At 51.0% G+C, this 25,261-nt stretch carries 20 protein-coding genes; 18 read left to right on the forward strand and 2 right to left on the reverse strand.

All coding sequences use genetic code 11. The features are described from left to right. The first annotated feature begins 31 nt into the window (after window positions 1-31). The 6 genes from serS (at window position 32) to D568_RS0108945 (ending at window position 6,563) form a co-directional block, all read left to right on the forward strand. Window positions 32-1,318, forward strand: coding sequence for a serine--tRNA ligase (gene serS / locus D568_RS0108925; protein ID WP_020209251.1), 1,287 nt, complete (start codon window positions 32-34; stop codon window positions 1,316-1,318). Between the two features lie 9 nt (window positions 1,319-1,327). Next, a complete protein-coding gene (gene cysG / locus D568_RS0108930) occupies window positions 1,328-2,719 on the forward strand; it encodes a siroheme synthase CysG (RefSeq protein ID WP_020209252.1) in 1,392 nt (463 codons plus the stop codon). Window positions 2,720-2,754: 35 nt separating this feature from the next. Beyond that, window positions 2,755-2,991, forward strand: coding sequence for a hypothetical protein (locus tag D568_RS21670; RefSeq protein ID WP_157497770.1), 237 nt, complete (start codon window positions 2,755-2,757; stop codon window positions 2,989-2,991). Between the two features lie 58 nt (window positions 2,992-3,049). Then, window positions 3,050-4,411, forward strand: a complete 1,362-nt coding sequence (gene gorA / locus D568_RS0108935; RefSeq protein ID WP_020209253.1) for a glutathione-disulfide reductase — start codon at window positions 3,050-3,052, stop codon at window positions 4,409-4,411. A 51-nt stretch (window positions 4,412-4,462) separates the two neighbouring features. Further along, complete coding sequence (locus D568_RS0108940) at window positions 4,463-4,909, forward strand: hypothetical protein (RefSeq protein ID WP_020209254.1); 447 nt, start codon at window positions 4,463-4,465, stop codon at window positions 4,907-4,909. A 457-nt stretch (window positions 4,910-5,366) separates the two neighbouring features. Then, on the forward strand, window positions 5,367-6,563 hold the full coding sequence (locus D568_RS0108945) for an alginate export family protein (protein ID WP_020209255.1): 1,197 nt from the start codon (window positions 5,367-5,369) through the stop codon (window positions 6,561-6,563). Between the two features lie 118 nt (window positions 6,564-6,681). Here the strand turns inward: D568_RS0108945 and D568_RS0108950 are convergent, their stop codons facing one another. Continuing rightward, window positions 6,682-7,956, reverse strand: a complete 1,275-nt coding sequence (locus tag D568_RS0108950) for a citrate synthase (RefSeq protein ID WP_020209256.1) — start codon at window positions 7,954-7,956, stop codon at window positions 6,682-6,684. Between the two features lie 742 nt (window positions 7,957-8,698). Here D568_RS0108950 and sdhC point away from each other — a divergent pair. The 12 genes from sdhC (at window position 8,699) to nspC (ending at window position 24,613) form a co-directional block, all read left to right on the forward strand. Next, a complete protein-coding gene (gene sdhC / locus D568_RS0108960) occupies window positions 8,699-9,073 on the forward strand; it encodes a succinate dehydrogenase, cytochrome b556 subunit (protein ID WP_020209258.1) in 375 nt (124 codons plus the stop codon). Continuing rightward, window positions 9,067-9,435, forward strand: coding sequence for a succinate dehydrogenase, hydrophobic membrane anchor protein (gene sdhD / locus D568_RS0108965; protein WP_020209259.1), 369 nt, complete (start codon window positions 9,067-9,069; stop codon window positions 9,433-9,435). The genes sdhC and sdhD overlap by 7 nt, the downstream gene beginning before the upstream one ends. A 3-nt stretch (window positions 9,436-9,438) precedes the next feature. Further along, window positions 9,439-11,211, forward strand: coding sequence for a succinate dehydrogenase flavoprotein subunit (sdhA, locus tag D568_RS0108970; protein ID WP_020209260.1), 1,773 nt, complete (start codon window positions 9,439-9,441; stop codon window positions 11,209-11,211). Window positions 11,212-11,226: 15 nt separating this feature from the next. Next, window positions 11,227-11,931, forward strand: coding sequence for a succinate dehydrogenase iron-sulfur subunit (locus D568_RS0108975; RefSeq protein WP_020209261.1), 705 nt, complete (start codon window positions 11,227-11,229; stop codon window positions 11,929-11,931). A 224-nt stretch (window positions 11,932-12,155) separates the two neighbouring features. Beyond that, complete coding sequence (locus D568_RS0108980) at window positions 12,156-14,987, forward strand: 2-oxoglutarate dehydrogenase E1 component (protein ID WP_020209262.1); 2,832 nt, start codon at window positions 12,156-12,158, stop codon at window positions 14,985-14,987. Between the two features lie 43 nt (window positions 14,988-15,030). After that, window positions 15,031-16,257, forward strand: a complete 1,227-nt coding sequence (gene odhB, locus D568_RS0108985; RefSeq protein ID WP_020209263.1) for a 2-oxoglutarate dehydrogenase complex dihydrolipoyllysine-residue succinyltransferase — start codon at window positions 15,031-15,033, stop codon at window positions 16,255-16,257. A gap of 96 nt (window positions 16,258-16,353) precedes the next feature. Beyond that, window positions 16,354-17,808 carry a dihydrolipoyl dehydrogenase gene (gene lpdA, locus D568_RS0108990; protein WP_026286933.1) on the forward strand — a complete coding sequence of 485 codons (1,455 nt, stop codon included), beginning with the start codon at window positions 16,354-16,356 and terminating at the stop codon, window positions 17,806-17,808. Between the two features lie 190 nt (window positions 17,809-17,998). Further along, window positions 17,999-19,165 carry an ADP-forming succinate--CoA ligase subunit beta gene (gene sucC, locus D568_RS0108995; RefSeq protein WP_020209265.1) on the forward strand — a complete coding sequence of 389 codons (1,167 nt, stop codon included), beginning with the start codon at window positions 17,999-18,001 and terminating at the stop codon, window positions 19,163-19,165. Further along, window positions 19,166-20,038, forward strand: a complete 873-nt coding sequence (gene sucD / locus D568_RS0109000) for a succinate--CoA ligase subunit alpha (RefSeq protein WP_020209266.1) — start codon at window positions 19,166-19,168, stop codon at window positions 20,036-20,038. A 182-nt stretch (window positions 20,039-20,220) separates the two neighbouring features. Beyond that, complete coding sequence (speA, locus tag D568_RS0109005) at window positions 20,221-22,137, forward strand: biosynthetic arginine decarboxylase (protein ID WP_020209267.1); 1,917 nt, start codon at window positions 20,221-20,223, stop codon at window positions 22,135-22,137. 21 nt (window positions 22,138-22,158) lie between these two features. Then, a complete protein-coding gene (locus tag D568_RS0109010; RefSeq protein WP_020209268.1) occupies window positions 22,159-23,361 on the forward strand; it encodes a saccharopine dehydrogenase family protein in 1,203 nt (400 codons plus the stop codon). Window positions 23,362-23,443: 82 nt separating this feature from the next. Beyond that, complete coding sequence (nspC, locus tag D568_RS0109015) at window positions 23,444-24,613, forward strand: carboxynorspermidine decarboxylase (protein WP_020209269.1); 1,170 nt, start codon at window positions 23,444-23,446, stop codon at window positions 24,611-24,613. A 42-nt stretch (window positions 24,614-24,655) separates the two neighbouring features. Here the strand turns inward: nspC and D568_RS0109020 are convergent, their stop codons facing one another. After that, the gene (locus D568_RS0109020) at window positions 24,656-25,243 is read right to left on the reverse strand and encodes a uracil-DNA glycosylase family protein (protein WP_020209270.1); all 588 of its coding nucleotides are present in this window, start codon (window positions 25,241-25,243) and stop codon (window positions 24,656-24,658) included. Window positions 25,244-25,261: the final 18 nt, after the last annotated feature.

Raw genomic sequence — 25,261 nt, forward strand, 5'->3', positions numbered from 1 at the left:
CCCAGCCATCAACTGTTAAAAAGTCATTTCTATGCTAGATCCGAAACTGATTCGCGGTAACTTGGAAGAAGTTGCCACAGGGCTCGCCAAGCGAGGTTTTCAACTGGATGTAGAGCTGCTGCGTGCACTCGAAGAGGAGCGCAAGGCCATCCAAATTAAAACGGAAAACCTGCAGTCGGAGCGCAACAGTCGCTCTAAAAATATCGGTAAAGCCAAGGCGGCCGGTGAGGATATCGCCCCGCTGCTCAAAGAAGTGGATCAACTGAAGCAGGATTTAGCCAACGCTGAGGCAGAGCTGCACCAAGTACAGCATAAACTGGATGATTATTTATCCGGTGTGCCCAATATTCCCGCGGCAGAAGTGCCCGAGGGTGTCAGCGAAGACGACAATGTTGAAGTTCGCCGCTGGGGAAGCCCACGTGAATTTGACTTTGAGGTCAAAGATCACGTGGATTTGGGCGCTGACTTGGGCGGGTTGGATTTTGAGACGGCCAGCAAAATTACCGGTGCACGTTTTGCCGTAATGCGGGGCGATATCGCCCGTATGCACCGTGCATTAATCCAGTTTATGCTGGATACCCACCTCAGTGAGCACGGTTACCAAGAGGTGAATGTTCCGTACATTGTGAACGCCGACTCTTTGTTTGGTACCGGGCAGCTGCCTAAGTTTGCCGAAGATTTGTTCAAAATTGCCGACGACGAGCGGGACTTTTTCCTGATTCCTACCGCCGAAGTGCCGGTAACGAATTTGCTGCGCGATGAGCTGCTGGATAAAGACGCGTCTTTACCGCTTAAGTTTGTTGCCCATACGCCGTGCTTCCGCTCTGAGGCGGGCAGCCACGGGCGTGATACCCGCGGTATGATTCGTCAGCATCAGTTTGAAAAGGTAGAGCTGGTACAGTTTGTTCGCCCTGATGAGTCAGACGAGGCGCTAGAATCTCTTACGGCGAACGCCGAAGCCATTTTGCAAAAACTGGGTTTGCCTTACCGCACAGTGATTTTATGTGGTGGCGATATCGGTTTTTCGGCGGCCAAAACTTACGACATTGAAGTATGGGTACCATCGCAGGACAAATACCGCGAAATTTCTTCTTGCTCTAACTTCCGAGACTTTCAGGCGCGCCGCTTAAAGGCCCGCTACCGCGATCCTGAAACAGGCAAGCCCGTACTCTTACATACCCTGAACGGCTCTGGCCTGGCGATAGGCAGAACGTTACTGGCGGTGCTGGAGAATTATCAGCAAGCCGATGGCAGTGTACTGGTGCCTGAAGTTTTGCAGCCTTATATGGGCGGCACCACCAAGATCGGTGGTGTGTAAGAGGTCGTTATGGAGTACTTTCCCTTCTTTATGCGGTTGCGTGGCCAGCAAGTGTTGCTGGTGGGAGGAGGGGAGATAGCGACCCGCAAGGCACGTTTGTTGCTCAAGGCAGGTGCGTGCTTAAAGGTTGTCACGCTTGAAATTGACCCAGAGCTAGAGCAGCTGGTTAAAGAGACCGGCGGTGCTATCGCTCTGCGTGAATACCAGTCCGGTGATTTGGATGGGGTTGTCTTAGCCGTTGCGGCAACCGATACCGCCAGCGTCAATGAGCGGGTCTCTTGCGATGCGCGTACGCGACAATTGCCCGTGAATGTAGTGGATAGCCCGGCGCTATGCACAGTCATTACCCCGGCCATTGTGGATCGCTCGCCGTTGGTCATTGCTATCTCCAGCGGTGGCGAAGCCCCGGTTTTAGCTCGCATGGTGCGCGCCAAGCTTGAGCGTTTGTTGCCCGCCAGCTACGGTCGTTTGGCCGGTTTGGCCAGCCGCTTTCGCGATGCGGTAAAAGAAAAGTTTAAAACAGGCGATGAGCGCCGCCGCTTTTGGGAGCGGGTGCTGAATGGAGCGGTGGCAGAGCGCGTTTATGCCGGTAAAGACGACGAAGCGGATCGCTTGCTGTCACAAGAGCTGTCGAATCAGCGCGATGAAATCGGCGGCGAAGTGTACTTGGTGGGCGGAGGTCCCGGAGATCCAGAACTTTTAACACTGAAAGCTTTACGCTTGATGCAGCAGGCCGAGGTTGTACTTTACGATCGTTTGGTCTCGGATGAAGTCTTGGAGCTGGTGCGCCGTGACGCCGACCGCATTTACGTGGGGAAACGTCGCAGTGAACACTCAATGGAGCAGCCAGCAATTAATCAATTGCTGGTGGATCTGGCTCAGCAAGGTAAACGAGTACTGCGCCTTAAAGGTGGTGATCCGTTTATTTTTGGTCGTGGGGGTGAGGAGATTGAACTGCTGGCCGAGCACAATATTCCGTTCCAGGTGGTCCCCGGTATAACCGCGGCTTCAGGGTGTGCCGCTTACGCCGGTATTCCGCTCACCCATCGCGACTGTGCGCAATCGGTACGTTTTATTACCGGGCACTTGAAAACCGACAACCCTAATCTCAGCTGGCCAGAGCTGGCCCTGCCCGGGCAGACCTTAGTGTTTTATATGGGCTTATTGGGGCTGGAGCAGATCGCTCAGCAACTGGTTGAACATGGACGTGCACCCACTACCCCGATTGCACTGGTGGAAAAGGGGACGACAAGTTCACAGACGGTAGTAATTGGCGATCTTTCAAACATTGCCCGTAAAGTGGCACAGTGTGACGTCAAAGGACCGACGCTTATCATCGTGGGGGAGGTTGTTTCCTTGCGACACAAGCTTGACTGGTTTACACCTGAAAGGCAATGGTAGGCTAAAGTTTAACCAGCGATTACCGATAACCTTATATGGTTTATCTAGGCCCGATCACACATTTAACCCCCGTTACTAAGCCTAAGCCAGCAACAGGCTACGAGCCTGATCGAGACTTGGTTATCACTAAGCGTTTGCCCGACGCACCACCGGGATTTGTGGAAAGACGTAAAGGCGATCGCCGAAAGAGTGATCGATCCACCCGCTTTGATTCTCGCTCTGGCTCTGACCGACGTCGAAGTAACCGTCCGACTATCGACATTGAAGTATGACTACCTTAAAGGTGCTTAGCCTGTAGAATGGCGACTTAGATGACTCTAGGGGAAGGATATGTCTGAGTACGACTTAATTGTAATAGGTGCTGGATCCGGTGGCGTTCGAGCTAGCCGTGTCGCCGCGAGCTTAGGTGCTAAGGTGGCCGTAGTAGAAGAGCGTGCCTTAGGGGGTACCTGTGTCAATGTCGGCTGTGTGCCAAAAAAATTATTTGTTAATGCCTCCCAGTTTCAAGATCAGTTCTCCCACGCTAAAGGCTATGGCTGGAGCCTGAATAACACTCCCCAGTTCAGTTGGCAGACATTGCGTGAGAACAAAGACCTTGAGATCGCGCGCCTAAATAGCGTGTACGGTGATATATTGGCGTCTGCGGGAGTGGAGCTATTACGCGGCCACGGTCGGATTATGGGGCCTCACAGTGTGCAAGTGGGTGAGCGAGAATACTCGGCGAAAAAAATTCTAATCGCGGTTGGGGGCTGGCCCTTTATACCGGATGTTCCCGGAAGAGAGTATGCCATTAGCTCCAACGAGGTGTTCTTTCTAGAGCAGCTGCCAAAAACCATGGTTATTGTTGGAGGGGGCTATATTGCCTGTGAGTTTGCCAGTGTCTTTAATGGACTAGGGGTGGAAACTCATCTGGTGTACCGCAGAGACCTGTTTCTTCGGGGCTTCGACCTCGATATACGGGAGTTAATGGCGCGGCAAATGAAAGACAAAGGCGTACATTTGCACTTTAACACTGATGTCACTCGAATCGAGCACAATGACGGCCTTAAGGTGTATCTTGATAGCGGTGCTACCCTTGCTGTAGACGAGGTAATGTATGCCACTGGCCGTAAGCCTTTGTTGGAAGGTTTAGGTTTGGAAAATACGCAGGTAGTCGTTAATGAAAAGGGTTTAATTGAGGTAGACGCTACTTTGCAAACTGCAGAGCCTTCTATCTATGCATTGGGAGATGCCGTGGGTCGAAAAGAGCTAACGCCAGTGGCCTTAGCCGAAGGCATGGCTTTGGCGCGTCGACTCTATGCACCGCAAAGCTTCACTGAGGATCAGTTGCGAATCAATTATGATTTGATTCCTACAGCGGTATTTACTCAGCCTAACATTGCCACCGTCGGTTTGTCTGAGGAAGCGGCACAAGAGCGTGGGTTTGTAGTAGAAGTGTACAGCGCCACGTTTACTCCTATGCTGCTTAGTCTTACCGATAGTACTGAAAAGGTGCTGATTAAGCTGGTGGTTGATAAGCCCAGCGACAAAGTGCTTGGAGCGCATATGATTGGGCTTGATGCAGGTGAGATTATTCAGGGGCTGGCGGTTGCTATTACCGCGGGGGCGACTAAGGCTGATTTTGATCGTACTTTAGGTATACACCCGACTGTGGCGGAAGAATTTGTCACATTACGCAAGCCAACAAAGTAAAAGAAAGTAGAATTAAATCCGTAACATTTTTCTATTCATAGGAGATAAAAGATGAAATCAGCGGTAAAAAAATGGACCTTAGGTGTGAGCGCTCTGGCGGCCATTCTAACCTGTGTGAATGCACAGGCACGGGATGATGCACTGATGATGCCGGTGGCAGACGTGCTTAGTGAATATAAAGACCGTCTGGATCCTTCCGTTTCCTTCTATTTTGGTGAGCAATCTTATCCAGCGCCAGCCAAAAAAATGGGTGAATTTGTTTCTAATAAAAAAACGAATGCTTTTAATAAATCCGATGAAGAAGCTTGCAAATGGGTTATGCTTTCTGCTTTGTTGCAGATGCAGGAGCGAGCCCTTGCTGAAGGTGGCAATGCGGTAGTCGATATCCGTAGCTACTACAAAAAGAAAGAGGTTAGTAGCGAAACAGAGTATGAATGCCATGCGGGTAATATCATGGCCGGTGTTGCTCTGATTGGTCGGGTGGTTAAACTGGACTGATGAGCTAAAGCTCAAAAAAAGCGCCCATACAGGGCGCTTTTTTTGCCTTAAAGAATTGCATCTTTATAGCGCAACTTGGAAATAATGCACCCCTCATTACGCTTGCTTTGAGTGCATCAGCTTTGCCTTACTTTAATGCGCAATGCCAGTTTAAATCGCATTTTGGTGCGTACGTTTTCGTTTGATTTTCTTGTGTCTCTATCTCTTCCGTTTCTTCTTGACACTATTGCCTGCATGTTAAGGCGATGATTTTCTTTGAGTTTTTGTTTTTTTGCTCAAGTGTTGGGGCTGCTGGCATATCGATTGCTCTAGCGCAATAGCATCGATTGAGTTTGTGTAATGTGTAAAAACAACGCACAGAAAAGACTCACGGCGGCTTCTAATTTCAGAGATGTCCAAAAAAGGGCGCGGCGGGGAAGAATGACAAAAATCATTTTACAGAGCTAGGAGACAAGCAATGAAAAATCAATTGGCCAAAGTGGCGGGTATTGTGGGGGTGGCTGCATGCATGGGGGCGCAGGCTCAAGAAGCCCAAAGTCTTAAAGAGGCGTTGACGCAAGGAGAGGCTGAGCTGAGTTTACGCTTACGCTATGAGGGGGTGGAGTGGGAAGGGTTGGAGGATTCCGAAGCGGTCACTTTGAAGACTCGACTTGGTTATTCTACAGCAGGCTATAAAGGGTTTTCGGCCACCTTGGAAATGGACGATGTGCAGGCAGTAACGGATGTAGACTACCGTACCGCACCAAATGATTTACATAATGTGGGCACAGCGGTCATTGCTGACCCTGCTGGGACAGAGGTTAACCAGGCGTATATTTCCTATAAGGGCTTGGGGGAGTCCACTTTCCGATACGGTAGACAGCGTATCACTTTGGATAATCAGCGGTTTGTGGGCGCAGTGGGGTGGCGCCAGAACGATCAGACATTCGACTCTTTTTCTTTCACCAATACCGCCCTGCAAGGTACGACTTTTTTCTATTCGTACATCTACAATGTCAATCGAATTTTTGGTGATGATAATCCGCAGGGTAATCACAAACACGAATCTCATTTAGCCAACGTCAATATCGCCATGGGTGATGCGGGAAAACTATCCGCGTACGCGTATTTGCTGGACAATAAAGCCTCGGCGGCGCTGTCCAGCGATTCCTACGGGGTGCGTTGGGCGGGTAAAGTGGGCGAGGCATTTAGCTATAATCTGGAGTACGCTACCCAGGAGGATGCAGGTGATAATCCCGTGTCTTATCAGGCAGATTACATGCTGGCAGATGCATCTTACCATTTTGGCAGGGTTGCATTAGGAGGCGGTTACGAGCTTTTAGGTTCGGATGATGGCAAAGCGGGGTTTACGACGTCCTTGGCGACTCTGCATAAGTTTCAAGGGTGGACGGACCGATTTCTAAGTACGCCTGCCGAAGGGATAGAAGACATTTACGTCAGTGCCTCGGGCAGCTTGGCGGGCATTAAACTGATGGCAGTTTATCATCATCTCGCTTCTGATTATCAGGGCATTGATTATGGTCAGGAGATCGATATTTCTGCGGCCAAAAGCTTTGGGCCTGTTTCGGTTTTGCTCAAATACGCCGACTATCAAGCGGATGATTTTGGCTCGGATACGCAGAAAATCTGGGTGCAGTTAAGCAGTACTTTTTAAGCGCGACTTTTGCAGTGGCCGGTGACCAGTGGGCACCGGCTTTTTTGTGCGCGTTTATTTTATTTGAACAATAAAAAAGGCCCCGCAGGGCCTTTGTCGACTGGCGCCTTGTGAGCGCTTACGCCGGATAGTCGCGCTGCGTGTAGCCGGCGTACAGCTGGCGCGGGCGACCAATTTTGTAGGGCTTGCTGACCATTTCGTCCCAGTGGGCGTACCAGCCAACCGCGCGGCCGGTGGCGAAAATCACGGTGAACATTTCGGTAGGGATGCCCAGGGCTTTCATGATGATGCCTGAATAGAAGTCTACATTCGGGTAAAGCTTCTTCTGGATAAAGTACTCGTCTTCCAGGGCGATTTTTTCCAGCTTTTTGGCGATCGCCAGCAACGGATCGTTTTCAAGGCCGAGCTCTGACAGTACTTCGTCGGCGGCTTGCTTCATTACCTTGGCGCGAGGGTCAAAGTTTTTGTAGACCCGGTGGCCAAAGCCCATTAAGCGGAATGGGTCGGCTTTGTCTTTGGCTTTGGCAACGTAAGTATCGATGTTATCGACACTGCCAATCTCTTCCAGCATGTTCAACACGGCTTCGTTGGCGCCGCCGTGAGCGGGGCCCCAAAGGGTAGAGATGCCCGCGGCAATGGCGGCGAAGGGGTTGGTGCCAGAAGAGCCCGACAGGCGCACGGTAGAGGTAGAGGCGTTTTGCTCGTGGTCAGCGTGCAGCAGGAAGATACGGTCCATGGCTTTAGCGAGCACCGGGCTGACTTTATCGTCGGCCGATTTGCCAAAGGTCATGTTCAGGTAGTTTGCTGCGTAATCCAAAGCCGCATTGGGTGCGATAAATTCATCGCCTTTCAGATGCTTGTAGGTCATGGCGGCCAGGGTAGGCATTTGGCCGATCAGGCGGTACGCGGTTTGCTCACGGTCTTCTTCTTTGGTGATATCAATTTCGTCGTTATAAACCGCTGCCAGGGCTGCGACGGCGCTGCACATAACGGCCATGGGGTGGGCGTCTTTGGCAAAGCTTTGAATTAAGTTGGCGACGGAAGGGTCAACGGAGGAGTTATCTTTAACAGCTTGAACGAAGGCTTGCTTTTGCTCGGCGCTGGGCAGTTCGCCTTTTAACAAGAGGTAGCAGGTTTCCAGGTAGTCGGAATGCTCAGCCAGTTGGTCAATGGGGTAGCCGCGATGCAATAAAACACCTTTGCCGCCATCGATAAAAGTAATTTGAGATTCGCACGAGGCGGTGGACATAAAGCCTGGATCGTAAGTAAAAAAACCGTTTTTAGTCAGGCTGGTGACATCAATAACGTTTGGGCCAACGGCGCTCTCATAAATCGGTAGTTCTACCGACGTGTCCTGGCCGTCGACCGTTAAACGCGCTTTTTTGTCAGTCATTACGGACTCCTGTAGTTACTTGTCGAGTTTGGCCGACATTAATGGCCGAACTTCTCATTCAGTGAGACGCAACCGTCCGGCACACGATACCCAGGCGCCAGGGCAGGTCAGCACACTTTATTAAAAAGATTGGGGGGTGAGTCGACAGCGGTGTGACGCTGAAATTCACTCACCACGGTGTTGTTTTGGCTCTTAATAAGCTCTTTGTTGGCAGGCTGCAATTTGGTTTGCAGCCTCTTACGGCTCTCGTCCTGTTTCGCAGGTAACAACACGTTCCTCGACTTAGTGAGTGAGCCCACCTTGTCATCAGGAGGCGGCATTATAGAGGAGATTGGCGAGTTAGGCATAGCTTTGCAGGCCGATCGATCCTTATTTACGCAAATTTCTTCGTGTGCGTTGAGCAATAAATGTTCTATTGGTCCATGTTGGTGCGGGTGTTGGCCTCATAATGATGCGAGGTCGTTAATTCGCCCTGAGTTTGAGCGTGCGGTTAACCAATTTTGGTGTGGAAACGGTAGGGAAGTGTCTGGAAAATCAGCAAAAAAACCATTTGGTAGACATTTTTTTTATTTGTGTTTCGCAGGTCAAATCCCTATAATACGCCGCGACTTGCAGGATGCGGCTGGGTGGATTCTGTGGTGCACCGTTGTGGCGCAAGCGCATGTGTGCTCCCTTGCGGGTACCCCCCCCAGGCGCTGATTCTTAAAACCGGCCCTACCGGGCATAAAGGTGATTAGCTACCGTGAACAAAAAAAGACCTGTCAATCTCGAGATCTCAACGATCAAGCTTCCTATAACTGCTCTTGTCTCTATTACCCATCGCGCTTCGGGCGTTTTTCTGTTTGCTGGTGTGGCGGTGTTACTGTGGATGTTGGATTCCAGCCTCAGTTCTGAGGAAGGTTTTGCTGCGGTGCAAGACGCTCTGGCGAGTCCTGTCTGTAAATTCATTATTTGGGCCGTGCTTGCCGGGCTTGCTTACCATTTGGTCATGGGTGTGCGACACCTGTTTATGGACTGTGGCGTGGGCGAGTCACTAGAAGGTGGGCGCCTTGGCGCTAAGTTGGCGCTGGCTGTGGCGGTAATACTGATTGTTTTGGCGGGAGTTTGGGTATGGTAACGGCAATTACAAATTTAGGGCGCAGTGGCCTCTATGATTGGCTGATTCAGCGCTTGAGCGCTGTGGCTATGGCCGCCTACGTGGTCTTTTTGGTGGTTTTTTTAGTGCTAAATCCCGAATTGGATTTCAGTCAGTGGCGCGCGCTGTTCGACCAGCTTTGGATGCGGGTGTTTAGCTTGATTGCACTGCTGTCCATTGTGGCGCACGCGTGGATCGGCCTCTGGGCTGTTCTGACTGACTACATTACTCCCATGACATTAGGTGGCAAGGCTACTGTGGTTCGCGTATTTGCTCAGGTTGTGCTGGGTGTGGTGGCGCTGACTTACACTGTCTGGGGCATTGAAATTCTTTGGGGGCTTTGATTTATGGCTAACATGCGTACGATTTCATTTGACGGTATCGTCATTGGTGGCGGTGGCGCAGGTATGCGCGCAGCCCTTCAGCTGGCACAGTCTGGCTACAAAACAGCCGTAATCACCAAGGTGTTCCCAACGCGCTCGCACACTGTGTCTGCCCAGGGGGGGATTACCTGTGCGATTGCCAGTTCTGACCCTCAGGATGATTGGCGCTGGCACATGTACGACACCGTTAAAGGCTCTGATTATATTGGTGATCAGGATGCCATTGAATACATGTGCTCGGTAGGGCCAGAAGCGGTGTTTGAGCTGGAGCATATGGGCTTGCCGTTTTCGCGCACCGAGAACGGGCGGATTTATCAGCGGCCTTTTGGCGGACAATCTAAGGATTTTGGTCGCGGTGGCCAAGCTGCGCGTACCTGTGCGGCGGCTGACCGTACCGGGCATGCACTGTTACACACGCTTTATCAGCAAAATGTGCAGAACAACACCGTATTTTTGAATGAGTGGTTCGCTGTCGACTTAGTGAAAAATGAAGATGGCGCTGTGGTCGGTGTGATTGCCATTAATATTGAAGACGGCGAAGTGGTATTCGTGAAATCCAAAGCCACTGTGTTTGCCACCGGTGGCGCTGGACGCATTTATGCCTCGACCACCAACGCCCATATTAATACGGGTGACGGTATTGGTATGGCGCTGCGCGCCGGCTTCCCCGTGCAGGATATCGAGATGTGGCAGTTCCATCCCACCGGTATTCATGGTGCGGGCACCCTGGTGACCGAAGGTTGTCGTGGTGAGGGCGGTTACCTGATTAATAAGGATGGCGAGCGCTTTATGGAGCGTTATGCTCCGAATGCGAAAGATCTGGCGGGCCGTGATGTTGTGGCGCGTTCAATGGTGATGGAGATTCTGGAGGGGCGTGGTTGCGGCGAAAATGGCGACCATGTGTTCCTGAAGCTGGACCACCTGGGTGAAGAAACCTTGAATGCCAAGTTGCCCGGCATTCTGGAGCTGTCACGCACCTTTGCTCATGTTGATCCCGTAAAAGAACCCATTCCTGTGGTGCCTACCTGTCATTACATGATGGGCGGTATTCCCACGAATGTCAGTGGTCAGGCGTTGACCCAGGATGCCGATGGTAATGATCAAGTGATTCCGGGCTTCTTTGCCTGCGGTGAGGCGGCCTGTGTATCTGTGCACGGCGCTAACCGTCTGGGTGGCAACTCGCTACTGGATTTGGTGGTGTTCGGTCGTGCCGCCGGACAGCACATTGAGAAAAGTCTGCGTGAGGGTGTTGAACTTCGCGAGCCTAGCGAATCTGATATTGAGGCAGCGATGTCCCGCTTGAATAGATTGAACACCTCTAAAGGCGGTGAGTCGGCCCCTGCGCTGCGCGCTGAGCTGCAAAGCGTTATGCAGAATCACTTTGGTGTATTCCGTAAGGGTGAGTTTATGCAGGAGGGCATCAAGAAGTTGGCCGCCCTGCGTGAGCGTATCGCCAATGTCACACTGGACGATAAAAGCAACGCCTTTAACACGGCTCGTATTGAGGCGTTGGAGTTGCAAAATTTGCTGGAGGTGGCCGAAGCGACCGCCATTGCTGCTGAAGAGCGTAAAGAGTCTCGTGGCGCTCACGCTCGTGATGATTTCCAAGAGCGCGATGATGAAAACTGGCTGTGCCACTCCATGTACTTCCCGGTGGATAAGTCCGTGGGGAAACGCAGTGTAAACTTTGCGCCTAAGTCAATGGACGCTTTTGAGCCCAAGGCTCGTACTTACTAATTGGGGTGGTCGGATATGTTGAAAGTAGAAATCTATCGCTATAACCCAGAGACCGACTCTGCGCCCTATATGAAGTCTTACGAGATTGACACTAAGGGCAAAGACTTAATGGTTTTGGATGTGCTTGAGTTGTTAAAGGCTCAGGATGCGACCTTGGCTTATCGTCGTTCTTGCCGTGAGGGGGTTTGTGGCTCTGACGGTATGAACATCAATGGCAAGAATGGCTTGGCTTGTATTACCCCGCTTTCAGAGTGCGTTAAAAAAGGTAAGCTGATTCTTCGTCCGTTGCCGGGCTTGCCAGTGATTCGTGATCTGGTTGTGGATATGTCGCAGTTTTACGCTCAATACAAAAAAATTGAGCCCTATCTGCAGACAGAGACCCCCGCGCCGGCGATTGAGCGCTTACAATCACCGGAAGAACGGGCTAAACTCGACGGGCTATATGAGTGTATACTTTGTGCCTGTTGCTCAACCAGTTGCCCTTCGTTCTGGTGGAATCCGGATAAATTTATCGGCCCTGCGGGGTTATTGCAGGCATATCGTTTCTTAGTCGATAGCCGTGACGAAGCAACCGAACATCGTTTGGCAAATTTGGATGACCCCTTTAGTGTTTTCCGGTGTCACGGTATCCAGAATTGCGTATCAGTGTGCCCCAAGGGGTTGAACCCAACCCGGGCCATTGGTCACATACGGTCTATGTTGTTGCGCAGTGCGACCTAGTAGGAAGAATTGTGCATGAATGAGTGACGCTAATGCGCTGTCAGAGGGAAATCCCGCTGCGGCGCATTTGCGTATGTATCGAGCTCTGAACCGATACAACTAAGCGGCGCCTTCGGCCACAAGCTGGATGCGTTTTTGGAAGCTAACTGCCAATTCTGGCAGGGGAGCCCAGGTTATCGCCCGGGTGGCCCAATAGGGTAAATCCCTAACAATAGGTGGGTGGAATGCAAGACAGCCTTATGGAGCAGCTATGGAGTACGTCCCATATCTCAGGTGGGAACGCTTCATATGTGGAAGACCTCTACGATATTTATTTACATGATCCCAACGGCGTGCCGGAAGAGTGGCGCGACTACTTCGACCAGTTGCCCCGCGTTAATGGGGTCGTATCCCAAGACACACCGCACTCGGTGATCCGCGAGCAGTTTGCCCAGCTTGCCAAAAGTCGCTCCAGTGCTGCCTCGCCCAACGTGGCGACCTCTATTTCTCTGGAGCACGAGCGCAAACAAGTTAAAGTGTTGCAGCTTATCAGCTCGTACCGTTTTCGGGGCCACCAAAAGGCTCAGCTTGATCCGCTCGGCATTATGGAACGCGAGCATGTGCCCGATCTGGATTTGGCTTACCACGGCCTCACTTCAGCAGATCTAGATACTGTATTCCAAACCGGCCATCTGTTTATCGGCCGCGAAGAAGCCCCGCTCAAAGACATTGTTGCCGCGCTTGAGCAAACCTACTGCGGCCATGTCGGCCCAGAAATTATGCACATTACCAATCTAGCCGAGAAGCAGTGGCTGCAGCAGCGATTGGAAAGCGTGCGCTCCAACCCAACCTTTACCCCCGAGCAGCGCCTGGCTGTGCTTGAGCGCTTAACTGCTGCCGAAGGTCTTGAGCGTCATCTTGACAGTAAGTACCCGGGTACTAAGCGCTTTGGTTTGGAAGGTGGCGAAAGTTTTATACCTTTGGTTGATGCCCTGGTGAAGCGCGCCGGTACTTACGGCGCAAAAGAAATTGTGCTGGGTATGGCTCACCGCGGCCGCTTGAACACGCTGGTTAACGTGTTCGGCAAGAGCCCGGCCGAGTTGTTTGGCGAGTTTGAAGGCAAGCGATTGGTCGATACTTCGGGCGATGTAAAATATCATCAGGGTTTTTCTTCCAACGTCATGACGCCAGGTGGTGAAATCCATATGGCCATGGCCTTTAATCCGTCTCACCTGGAGATCGTATCTCCCGTGGTTGAAGGTTCTGTACGCGCCCGCCAAGATCGTCGCGATGATGCGGCTGGCGATAAAGTTGTGCCTATTGTTGTGCATGGTGACGCCGCATTTGCAGGCCAGGGTGTGGTGATGGAGACTTTCCAGATGTCTCAGACACGCGCCTACAAAACCGGCGGTACCTTGCACTTGGTCATCAACAACCAAGTGGGCTTCACCACCAGTTTCCGCGAAGATGCACGCTCCACTGAGTACTGCACTGACGTTGCGAAAATGATCGAAGCGCCGATCTTTCACGTCAATGGCGACGACCCGGATGCGGTATTGTTTGTGGCGCAGCTGGCAATGGATTACCGCAACGAGTTCAAGAAAGATGTTGTAATCGACCTTGTTTGCTATCGTCGTCGCGGTCATAACGAGGCGGATGACCCATCGGCTACTCAGCCCATGATGTATCAGGTGGTTCGCAAACAAAAAACAACACGCACCCTCTACTCTGAAAAGCTTGTCGAGGCGGGTGTGTTAAGCGCAGAAGATTCTGCGAAGATGATGGACGACTATCGTGCATCACTGGATCGAGGTGAAAGCGTTGCCAATGGCCTGGTGTCAGAGCCTGACAAATCGCTGTTTGTCGACTGGTCACCTTACATTGGTCACGATTGGCAGACCCCGGCCGAAACCGGCTTTGACCTGAAAGCATTGCAGGCAGTTGCGCATAAAATGTGTGATGTTCCTGACGGTGTTGTGCTGCAGCGCCAAGTGTCCAAAATTTACGATGATCGTCGCAAAATGGCGGGTGGCGCTCTGCCGATTAACTGGGGTTTCGCTGAAACCTTGGCCTATGCAACTTTGCTGGAGCAGGGCATTCAGGTTCGTATGACCGGACAGGATGTTGGCCGCGGCACTTTCTCCCATCGCCACGCCGTATTGCACAGCCAGAAAGATGGCAAGCGTTATACGCCCTTGGCGAATATGAGCGAGAACCAACCGGCGTTTGATCTATACGACTCGTATTTGTCTGAAGAGGCGGTGTTGGCGTTTGAATACGGCTATGCTACCACTACACCGAATGCCCTCATTATCTGGGAAGCACAGTTTGGCGACTTCGCCAACGGCGCCCAGGTGGTGATTGATCAGTTCATTACCAGTGGTGAGCATAAATGGGGTCGTTTGTGCGGCTTGACCATGCTGCTGCCACACGGTTATGAAGGCCAGGGGCCGGAGCACTCCTCGGCGCGCCTTGAGCGCTTTATGCAGTTGTGTGCTGAACACAATATTCAGGTGGTGATTCCTACGACACCTGCTCAGGTGTTCCACATGCTGCGCCGACAGGCAATTCGTCCTATGCGTCGCCCACTGGTGGTAATGAGCCCTAAATGGATTTTGCGTCATCCGCTGGCAACCTCTAGCCTTGAAGATTTGGCAAATGGCACCTTTCAAAATGTGATTGGTGAGCAAGAGCTGGACCCTGCTAAGTGTAAGCGCGTAGTGCTCTGCTCGGGTAAGGTCTATTACCACTTGCTTGAAGAGCGCAATAAGCGTGAGCAAGAGGATGTGGCCCTAATTCGTCTGGAGCAGCTCTACCCGTTCCCAGAAGAAGAGCTGAAGGCAGCACTGGCACCATTCTCACACGTAAAAGATGTGGTGTGGTGTCAGGAAGAGCCCATGAATCAGGGTGCCTGGTACGCGAGTCAGCATCACATGCGCCGTGTGGTGTATGAATTAAACCCCAATCTGTATCTGGGCTATGTGGGGCGCGACCCCTCGGCAGCGCCTGCAGCCGGCTATGCCTCGGTGCATCTAGAAGAGCAAAAGCGTTTTATCAACGAAGCGCTGAGTGTATAAGCACGCAACTGAATTGAAAGCTGTATTAAGCTAAGGATACGTAATGAGCACTGATATCAAAGCCCCAACTTTTCCCGAGTCTGTGCAGGATGGCACTGTGGCCACCTGGCACAAGCAACCTGGTGAAGCCTGCTCGCGCGACGAGCTGATCGTCGATATTGAAACCGATAAGGTTGTGTTAGAAGTGGTTGCTCCCGCCGACGGCGTTTTGTCCGAGATTATGAAAGGCGAGGGCGACACTGTGTTGTCCAATGAAGTTATTGCTAAATTTGAAGAAGGTGCCAGTGGCTCGGCTTCTGCTTCAAGCAGCGATGCACCTGCTGCCGACAAAACTGAAGAGCAAGCGGAGGCTCCTGCGGCGTCTGGTTCGGACGACAAAATTCTCAGTCCTGCCGCGCGCAAATTGGCGGATGAGAACAATGTTGATCCGGCCTCGGTTGCAGGTACGGGTAAAGATGGACGTGTGACCAAAGAAGATGTGATGAACCACATCGAAAATGGCGCTAAAAAGCCCGCCCCCTCCTCTCAACCGGCTCAAGCGGCAGCGGCCCCCATGCCAGCCGGCGATCGCGTGGAAAAACGCGTACCTATGACACGCCTGCGCAAGCGTATTGCCGAGCGTTTACTGGATGCCACCAGTTCAACGGCCATGTTAACGACATTTAACGAAGTTAATATGGCGCCAGTGATGGAGCTGCGTAAACAGTACAAAGATAAGTTTGAGAAAATTCACAACGGCACCCGCTTAGGTTTTATGGGCTTTTTTGTGAAAGCCGCTACTGAAGCGTTAAAGCGTTTCCCTGCGGTGAATGCCTCGCTGGATGGCGACGATATCGTTTATCACGGTTATCAGGACATCGGTGTGGCGGTATCTACCGACAAAGGCCTGGTTGTGCCTGTGCTGCGCAACAGTGAGAACATGAGTATCGCTGAAGTTGAATCCACCATCCGTGATTTTGGCGGTCGCGCTCGCGACGGTAAGTTATCGATCGATGAAATGACTGGCGGCACCTTTACCATTACCAATGGTGGTGTGTTCGGTTCGCTGCTGTCGACGCCGATTCTGAACTTGCCGCAAACCGCAATCTTGGGAATGCACAAAATCCAAGAGCGTCCTATGGCGGTCAACGGAAAAGTTGAAATTCTGCCAATGATGTACCTGGCGCTGTCGTACGATCACCGCATGATTGATGGCAAAGAAGCGGTACAGTTCCTGGTGGCTATTAAAGAGCTGTTGGAAGATCCTGCGCGCATCCTGCTGGAAATCTAAACCGGATGCATTCACCGGGTGGCTTACCGGCTGCTCGGACATTTGATGAGCCGGAACACCAAAGCCGGCATTGCGATAACAATTGGGAATGAGACTATGTCTGACAAATACGATGTGATTGTGATTGGTTCGGGTCCCGCCGGATACGTGGCAGCCATTCGCTGCGCTCAGCTGGGCCTGAAAACAGCCTGTATTGAAAAGTGGAAAGATAAAGACGGTAAGGGTGTAAATGGTGGTACCTGTCTGAACGTTGGCTGCATTCCATCCAAAGCGCTGTTGGACAGTTCACACAAATTCCACTATGCCGAACATGGTTTCTCTGGCCATGGCATCAACACCGGTAAGCTGAGCATTGATGTGCCGTCAATGATTAAGCGTAAAGAAGCTGTTGTGAAGCAAATGTCTGGTGGTGTGGCCGGACTGTTTCAGTCCAACAAAGTTAAAAGCCTGTACGGCAGCGGAAAGTTACTGGCCGGAAAAAAAGTTGAGTTTACCGACAACGACGGTAAAACCAGCACACTGGAAGCCGAGAACGTCATTCTTGCGTCGGGCTCTGTCCCAGTGAATATTGGCGTTGCTCCAGTGGATAACGAAGTCATTGTCGACTCTACTGGCGCTTTGGAGTTTCAGGAAGTTCCCAAACGTTTGGGCGTAATTGGAGCTGGCGTTATTGGTCTGGAGCTTGGAAGCGTTTGGAAGCGTCTGGGTTCTGAGGTTGTATTGCTTGAAGCGATGGACAGCTTCTTGGCTATGATGGACCAGCAAATTGCCAAAGAATCGCAAAAAATCTTTACCAAGCAGGGTTTGGATATCCGCTTGAGCTGTCGTGTTACTGGCACCGAGGTGAAGGGGCGCGGCAAGAAAAAAGAAGTTGAGGTGACTTACACCGATAAAGACGGCAATGAGCAAAAAGAAGTTTTCGACAAGCTGATTGTTTGTGTGGGTCGTAAGCCCTATACCGAAGGCCTGCTGGCTGAAGACAGTGGTGTGAACTTGGATGAGCGTGGATTTATTTACGTAAATGATCTGTGCTCTACCGACGCTCCTGGCGTATGGGCCGTGGGTGACGTGGTACGCGGTCCTATGCTGGCGCACAAAGGCTCAGAAGAGGGCGTGATGGTTGCCGAGCGTATCGCGGGTCAGAAGCCGTTGGTTAACTACGATATTATTCCTAACGTGATCTACACGCATCCCGAAGTTGCATCAGTGGGTAAAACCGAAGAGCAACTGAAGGCCGAGGGTGAAGATTACGAAGTGGGCACTTTCCCGTTTATGGCTGTGGGCCGCGCTGTCGCCGCCGACGAAGCGGAAGGTATGGTAAAAATTATTGCTCATGCTAAAACGGATCGCATTCTGGGCGCCCACATTGTTGGCCCATCGGCATCTGATTTGGTTCAGCAAGTGGCAATTGCAATGGAATTTGGCTCTAGTGCAGAGGATATTGGAATGACTGTATTCGGTCACCCAACTTTCTCTGAGGCGGTCAAAGAAGCGGCTTTGGCTGTTGGCGGTCACGCTATTCACATGCCGAATCGCAAGCGCAAGAAATAATTATTCCAACAAAGAATGAAGCGTAAAGAGCCGGCCTGAAAGGGCCGGTTTCTTTAGTGGTTGCCTGGCTTTGAGCCACAGTGTCGGGTAATCGGGAAGAAAGCAGCGGCGGGTTGTGCCAATTTTAACCAGTGTATTAGCGCACCGCCTGCCATTATTTTCAGTCACGTGAACAAAACGGAAAATCATCATGAATCTGCATGAGTACCAAGGCAAACAATTGTTTGCACAATACGGTTTGCCCGTCTCCAAGGGCGTTGCAGCCCAAACAGCTGCGGAAGCAGCAGCCGCTGCCGACACTATCGGTGGTGATGAATTTGTTGTTAAAGCACAGGTTCACGCCGGTGGTCGCGGTAAAGCGGGTGGTGTAAAACTGGTTAAAAGTAAAAGTGAAATTGAAGCTTTCGCAAAGCAGTGGCTGGGCAAAAATCTGGTGACTTACCAGACAGACGAAAAGGGTCAGCCGGTTAGCCGAATTTTAGTAGAAAGCTGCACCGACATCGATCAAGAGCTGTACTTGGGCGCGGTCGTAGATCGTTCCAGCCGTCGTATCGTGTTTATGGCATCAACCGAGGGCGGTGTAGAGATCGAGAAAGTTGCCGAAGAAACTCCAGAAAAAATTCTGAAAGCGACTATTGATCCGCTGGTTGGCCCTCAGCCTTACCAAGCGCGCGATCTGGCTTTCAAGCTGGGTCTGGAAGGTAAGCAAATTAAGCAGTTTGTACAAATCTTCATGGGTTTGGGCAAAATGTTTAAAGAAAAAGATCTGGCTTTGGTTGAGATTAACCCGCTGGTGATCACTCCAGCCGGAGACCTGCACTGCCTGGATGCCAAAGTGGGCATCGATAGCAACGCATTGTACCGCCACCCTGATTTGCGCGAAATGCACGATCCTTCGCAGGAAGACGAGCGTGAAGCTCACGCTGCTCAGTGGGAGCTGAACTACGTAGCACTGGACGGCAACATCGGTTGCATGGTGAACGGTGCCGGTCTTGCTATGGGTACCATGGATATCGTGAAGCTGCACGGTGGCCAACCCGCTAACTTCCTCGACGTAGGTGGTGGTGCAACCAAAGAGCGCGTTGTAGAAGCGTTCAAAATCATCTTGTCGGATGACAATGTAAAAGCCGTACTGATCAACATTTTTGGCGGTATCGTGCGCTGCGACCTGATTGCAGAAGGTGTGATTGGCGCGGTCGAAGAAGTGGGCGTAAAAGTACCAGTCGTTGTACGCCTGGAAGGTAACAATGCCGAGCTGGGCGCTAAAGTATTGGCGGACAGTGGTTTGAATATTATTGCTGCGACCAGTCTGACTGACGCTGCCGAGCAAGTGGTTAAAGCAGCGGAGGGTAAATAAATGAGCGTTTTGATCAATAAAGACACCAAAGTTATCTGTCAGGGTTTTACCGGTTCACAAGGTACTTTCCACTCTGAGCAAGCCATTGCTTACGGCACTAAAATGGTCGGCGGTGTAACCCCGGGCAAAGGTGGGCAAACTCACCTGGGCTTGCCTGTTTTTAACACCGTTGCTGAAGCCGTAGAAGAAACTGGGGCCGAAGCGTCGGTTATCTACGTGCCTGCACCTTTCTGCAAAGATTCTATTTTAGAAGCGGCGAATGCTGGCATTAAGTTGATTGTATGTATCACCGAAGGTGTACCTACAATGGACATGCTCGATTGCAAAGTAAAATGCGATGAGCTGGGTGTGCGCCTGATTGGCCCTAACTGCCCAGGTGTTATTACTCCCGGCGAGTGCAAAATTGGCATTATGCCTGGCCATATTCACAAGCCCGGTAAAGTGGGTATTGTGTCTCGTTCTGGTACCCTGACTTACGAAGCTGTTAAGCAAACTACCGATTACGGTTTTGGTCAGTCTACTTGTGTAGGTATCGGTGGTGACCCGATTCCTGGCTCTAACTTTATCGATATCCTGCAGTTGTTCCAGGATGACCCGCAAACCGAAGCCATCGTGATGATCGGTGAAATCGGTGGCAGCGCTGAAGAAGAAGCTGCAGCCTTTATCAAGGAAAACGTGACCAAACCTGTTGTATCTTATATTGCAGGTGTAACGGCGCCTCCTGGTAAACGCATGGGCCACGCTGGTGCGATTATTTCAGGTGGTAAAGGTACTGCCGATGAGAAATTTGCTGCACTAGAAGACGCCGGTGTTAAAACCGTGCGTAGTCTGGCAGGCATTGGTGATGCTTTGAAAGAGTTGACCGGCTGGTAAGCCGGGAAGTAAAAAAGGGCGGCCACTGGCCGCCCTTTTTGTTTCTGCAGAGTAAATGCCCGCACCGGTAACAGTTGTAAAAACGCTTTTCTTTTAGAAAAAAATATGGGACATTGCGCGTTTTTTACCCTCAGTCAATAGGGCGTAAATTAAGCTGGCGATGGTGCCAATGGAGTAAGCGATTGAACGATACTGACACTCAGACATGGTCTGCAAAATCATCTGCCGAACTCTATGGTATTGAAGAGTGGGGTGGTGGGTATTTTGGCATCAATAATGATGGCAACGTTGAGGTTCGAGCGCCCGGTAATGGCGGAAGAACGGCAGTAGCTTTGACTGACATTATTGATGGTTTGCAGCAGCGCGGTTTAGAGATGCCGGTGTTGCTCCGTATCGAAAACTTGGTAGACAGTCGTATCAGTATTTTGAATGATTCATTTGCCGAGGCGATTAAAGTTACGGGTTATAAAGGGCAGTACCGGGGCGCTTTTCCCATAAAAGTGAATCAACAAAGCCATATTGTTGAAGAGATTGCCCGTTTTGGTGAGCGCTATAATCATGGCCTTGAGGCCGGTAGTAAAGCCGAGCTGATGATCGCCATGTCGGTGTTGCAAAACCGTGAGAGCCTTATCGTTTGTAACGGCTATAAAGATGCCGAGTTTATTGATTTAGGCTTGCAGGCTCGCAAGCTGGGCTTTAAGTGCATTTTTGTGCTCGAGACCATGGCCGAAGTGCGCTTAGTGATTGAGCGTTCGCGCGAGTTGAAAGTCGATCCTATTATTGGTGTACGTTTAAAGTTATCCACCAAAGTCGAAGGCCATTGGGCCGAAGATAGCGGTGATCGCAGTTTGTTTGGTTTAACCACCAACCAGTTGGTGGATATTATCGACGAGTTACGCGACGCCGAATTGCTGCACTGTCTTGAGCTGTTGCACTTTCATTTAGGTTCCCAGATTCCTAATATCCGCAGTATCCGGGCTGGGGTTTTGGAAGCCTGCCGTTATTACATTGAAATGGTCAGCGAAGGAGCACCTCTTAAATATATGGATTTAGGGGGCGGCTTAGCCATCGATTATGATGGTACCAGCAGTGTAAGCGGTCACAGCCGCAACTACTCCGTGCAAGAATATTGTGTAGACGTTGTAGAGGCCATTGCTCAGCAGCTGGATGCTCACGATTTGCCGCACCCCACAATTGTGACCGAGTCGGGTCGTGCCACGGTAGCTCATACATCGGTACTGCTGTTTAATATTCTGGACGTCGGCCATTTTGAACCGGGTCCAATCCCCTCTCAATTACCGGATAACCCCCACGAACAGTTATCCAATTTATGGCATACCCTGAAGATGATTGAAGTGAATCGTCTGCAGGAAAATTACAACGATGTGATTTACTATCGTGACCAGGTCAGAGACTGTTTCTTCCGTGGTGAAATCAATCTCCGTGATCGCGCATTGGCTGAAAACTTGTGCCTTGCCGGACTGCAACAGATTGTGGCGCTACTACCAGAGATGAAGCGTATCCCGCCGGAGCTAGAAGCTTTACCCGAGCAATTGGCCGATATTTATTATGGCAACTTCAGCGTATTCCAATCGCTGCCAGATTCCTGGGCAATTAACCAGGTATTCCCGGTGATGCCGATACATCGTTTAAACGAGAAGCCTACGCGCAAGGCCACCATCGCTGATTTGACCTGCGATTGCGACGGCAAGCTCGACAGTTTTGCTGGGCCTGAAGGTGAAACCAACACCTTGTCCCTGCACCCGGTCAAAGACGGTGAGGAATATCATTTAGGTGTCTTTTTAGTAGGGGCATACCAGGAAACTTTAGGCGATTTACACAATTTATTTGGTGATACTAATGTCGCCAGTGTGCGAATTAATAACGATGGCTCGTTGGATTTTGTGCATGAGTTGCACGGCGATAGTATCGCCGATGTGTTGAGTTACGTGGAGTATGATCCCCAGTCAATGTTTCGCCAATTTCGTATGGCAGCAGAGCAAGCGGTGCGTGATGGACGCATCAGCGTGTCTGAGCGCCAGAGTATGCTCGCAGCATATTCCGAGAGTTTGCGCGGTTACACTTATTTCGAACGTTAGTAGGCCAAAGGAGGCCAGTTTATGGCTAAGGTAATGATTATTGGCGCCGGTGGCGTTGGTGGGGTGGTTGCCCATAAATGTGCGCAATTGCCTGAGGTATTTACTGAGATTGTGCTGGCGAGTCGCACTGAATCGAAATGTAAAGCGATTGCCGAGCAGTTGCCGCGCCCAGTAAAAACCGCGCAGGTTGATGCCGATAATGTGGCGGAAACTGTGGCTTTATTAAAGCAGGTAAAGCCTGATTTGGTGATTAACGTTGCCTTGCCGTATCAAGACCTGGCGATTATGGATGCCTGCCTTGAAGCTGGGGTAGATTACCTGGACACCGCCAACTACGAGCCGCCAGAAGAAGCGAAGTTTGAATACAAGTGGCAGTGGGCGTATCAGGATAAATTTACCAGTGCGGGCCGTATGGCGCTGTTGGGCTCGGGTTTTGACCCGGGTGTGACAAATGTTTATACCGCTTACCTGAAAAAGCACTATCTGGACGAAATTCATTATCTGGATATTATCGATTGCAATGCTGGCGACCACGGCCAGCCTTTTGCGACCAACTTTAATCCTGAAATTAATATTCGCGAGGTGACCGCCAACGGCCGCTTCTGGCAAGACGGTGATTGGCGCGAAACTGGCCCGCTTGAGGAAAACCGCTCGTTTGATTTTCCTGCCGGTATCGGTCCCAAGCAAATTTATTTGATGTACCACGAAGAGTTGGAGTCTATCACCAAGCATTTGCCGGAAATTAAGCGTGCGCGCTTTTGGATGACTTTTTCCGACAATTACTTAAAGCATCTGGAGGTGCTGGGTAATATTGGTATGACATCTATTGAGCCCGTCCAGTTTGAAGGCAAAGAAATTATTCCGCTGCAGTTTCTGAAGGCGCTGCTTCCGGATCCAGCCAGCCTTGGTCCTTTGACCAAGGGTAAAACTTGTATTGGCTGTATTGCTCGTGGGGTTAAAGATGGCGTAGAGAAAACTTATTACATCTACAATATATGCGATCACGAAGAATGCTACGCCGAAGTAAAATCACAGGCAATTTCTTATACTACGGGTGTGCCAGCGATGATCGGCGCAAAAATGATGCTGGAGAAAAAGTGGGAGGCAGCCGGCGTATGGAATATGGAGCAGCTGGATCCGGACCCTTTTATGGAAGATTTAAACAAATACGGCCTGCCTTGGCAGGTTGTAAAAATTGACCAGCCAACGGGCATGGAAGAGTAATTGCTCAGTTAGGTTAAGCCCGTCACTGACGGGCTTTTTTCTACCCGTTATTTATTTAACAGACGTTTATAAGAGATTCGGCATGCAAAAACGCCAGTACTTCAATCAGTTTGACCCCACTCGAGTGCCTTCACCCTGCTTTGTGATTGATAAGGCCGCCGTGGAAGATAATTTAAAAATTCTAAATCGCGTCGGGCAAGAAAGTGGTGCGAAAGTACTGGCTGCACTCAAGGCGTTTAGTTGTTGGTCGCTCGGGGATTTGTTTAATCAGTATTTATGGGGCAGCTGTGCCAGCGGCGTGCATGAAGCGCGCCTGGCTCGCGACTATTACGGTGGCGAGGTGCATGCCTACTCAGCGGCTTACAAAGAGAGCGATTTGAAACAGGTGTTAGAGATTTCCGACCACGTGCTGTTCAATTCTGTGTCACAGTGGGAGCGTTTTGAATTGCTTTGCCAAACCGCAAAAAAAGCGCGACCCGGTTTGGAATTTGGTTTGCGTATTAACCCTGAGCACTCCGAAGGGGATGTCGCCATTTACGATCCCTGTGCGCCAAAATCCCGCATGGGTATTCCCCGCAGTGAATTTCCCGCCGTATTGCCCGAGCTGATTACCGGTTTGCACTTTCATACTTTGTGCGAGCAGGATGTGCCGCCCTTAGCGCGCACAATTAAAGCGGTCGAAGAAAAGTTCGCTGAATATTTGCCGCAGTTAACGTGGGTGAATTTTGGTGGCGGTCATCACATCAGCCGCGAAGACTATCAAGTGGAGGAGCTGATTGAGCTTATCAAGCAGTTTTCCGCCAAGTATGATGTGCAGGTGTACATTGAGCCGGGAGAGGCCACTGCCATTCGTGCCGGGGTGCTGGTGAGCGAGGTTTTAGATACCTTTATCAGTACCGTGCCACAAGCTATTTTGGATACCTCGGCTACCTGCCATATGCCGGACACCCTGGAAATGCCTTATCGCGCCGATATTCTCGGGGCGGGTATGCCCGACGAAAAAGCACACACCTATCGGCTGGGCGGGATGACCTGCTTGGCAGGAGATGTAATTGGCGACTACAGCTTTGATACGCCTTTGCAGGTTGGTCAACGCCTGATGTTTGATGATATGGCGCACTACACCATGGTGAAAACAACGACTTTTAACGGTATTAATTTGCCGTCCATTGCCCTGTGGGACTCTCGCAGTGATACACTGGAAGTTGTGCGAGAGTTTGGGTATGAGGATTTCAAAACCCGTTTGTCGTAGATGGAGTTTAATGTTTGTTGTGCCGATCTTGTCTTAGGGGGCTTACTCGGCTGCCAGTATGGTTGCAACGCGCTCGCGCAACCTAGGTAATATTTCTGCCTCAAACCAAGGGTTTTTGGCTAGCCAGCGGTTGTTTCGGCCACTGGGGTGCGGCAGGGGCAATACGTCTGGCCATAGCTCTTTCCAGCGAGCTACTCTCTCGGTTAAGGTTTTGCCCGTGTTCGGTAAGTGCCAGGCTTGCGCATACTGCCCGATTACCAGAGTTAATTCTGTATTGCTTAGCCGTTCTAACAATGGCTCACGCCACAAAGGTGCACATTCAGGTCTGGGGGGTAAATCACCGTTTGTCCCGGTGCCTGGATAGCAAAAGCCCATAGGTATCAGAGCGAAATTATCTGGGTTGTAAAACGCTTCACGGGTGACACCGAGCCACTGGCGCAAGCGATCACCGCTCGGGTCATCAAATGGTGTGGCTGATTCATGCGCGCGAATACCGGGTGCTTGCGCCGCTATCAAGATACGCGATGCCGGGCTGGCCTGTAAGACTGGCCGCGCTGGCAAAGGTAAGTGAGCTTGACATTGTGCGCACTCGTGAATATCCCGCCACAGAGAGTAAAAATCTATTGCCATAATCCTGTCATAATATTT

The sequence above is a fragment of the Gilvimarinus chinensis DSM 19667 genome (assembly GCF_000377745.1).
GTDB classification, from domain to species: Bacteria; Pseudomonadota; Gammaproteobacteria; order Pseudomonadales; family Cellvibrionaceae; genus Gilvimarinus; species Gilvimarinus chinensis.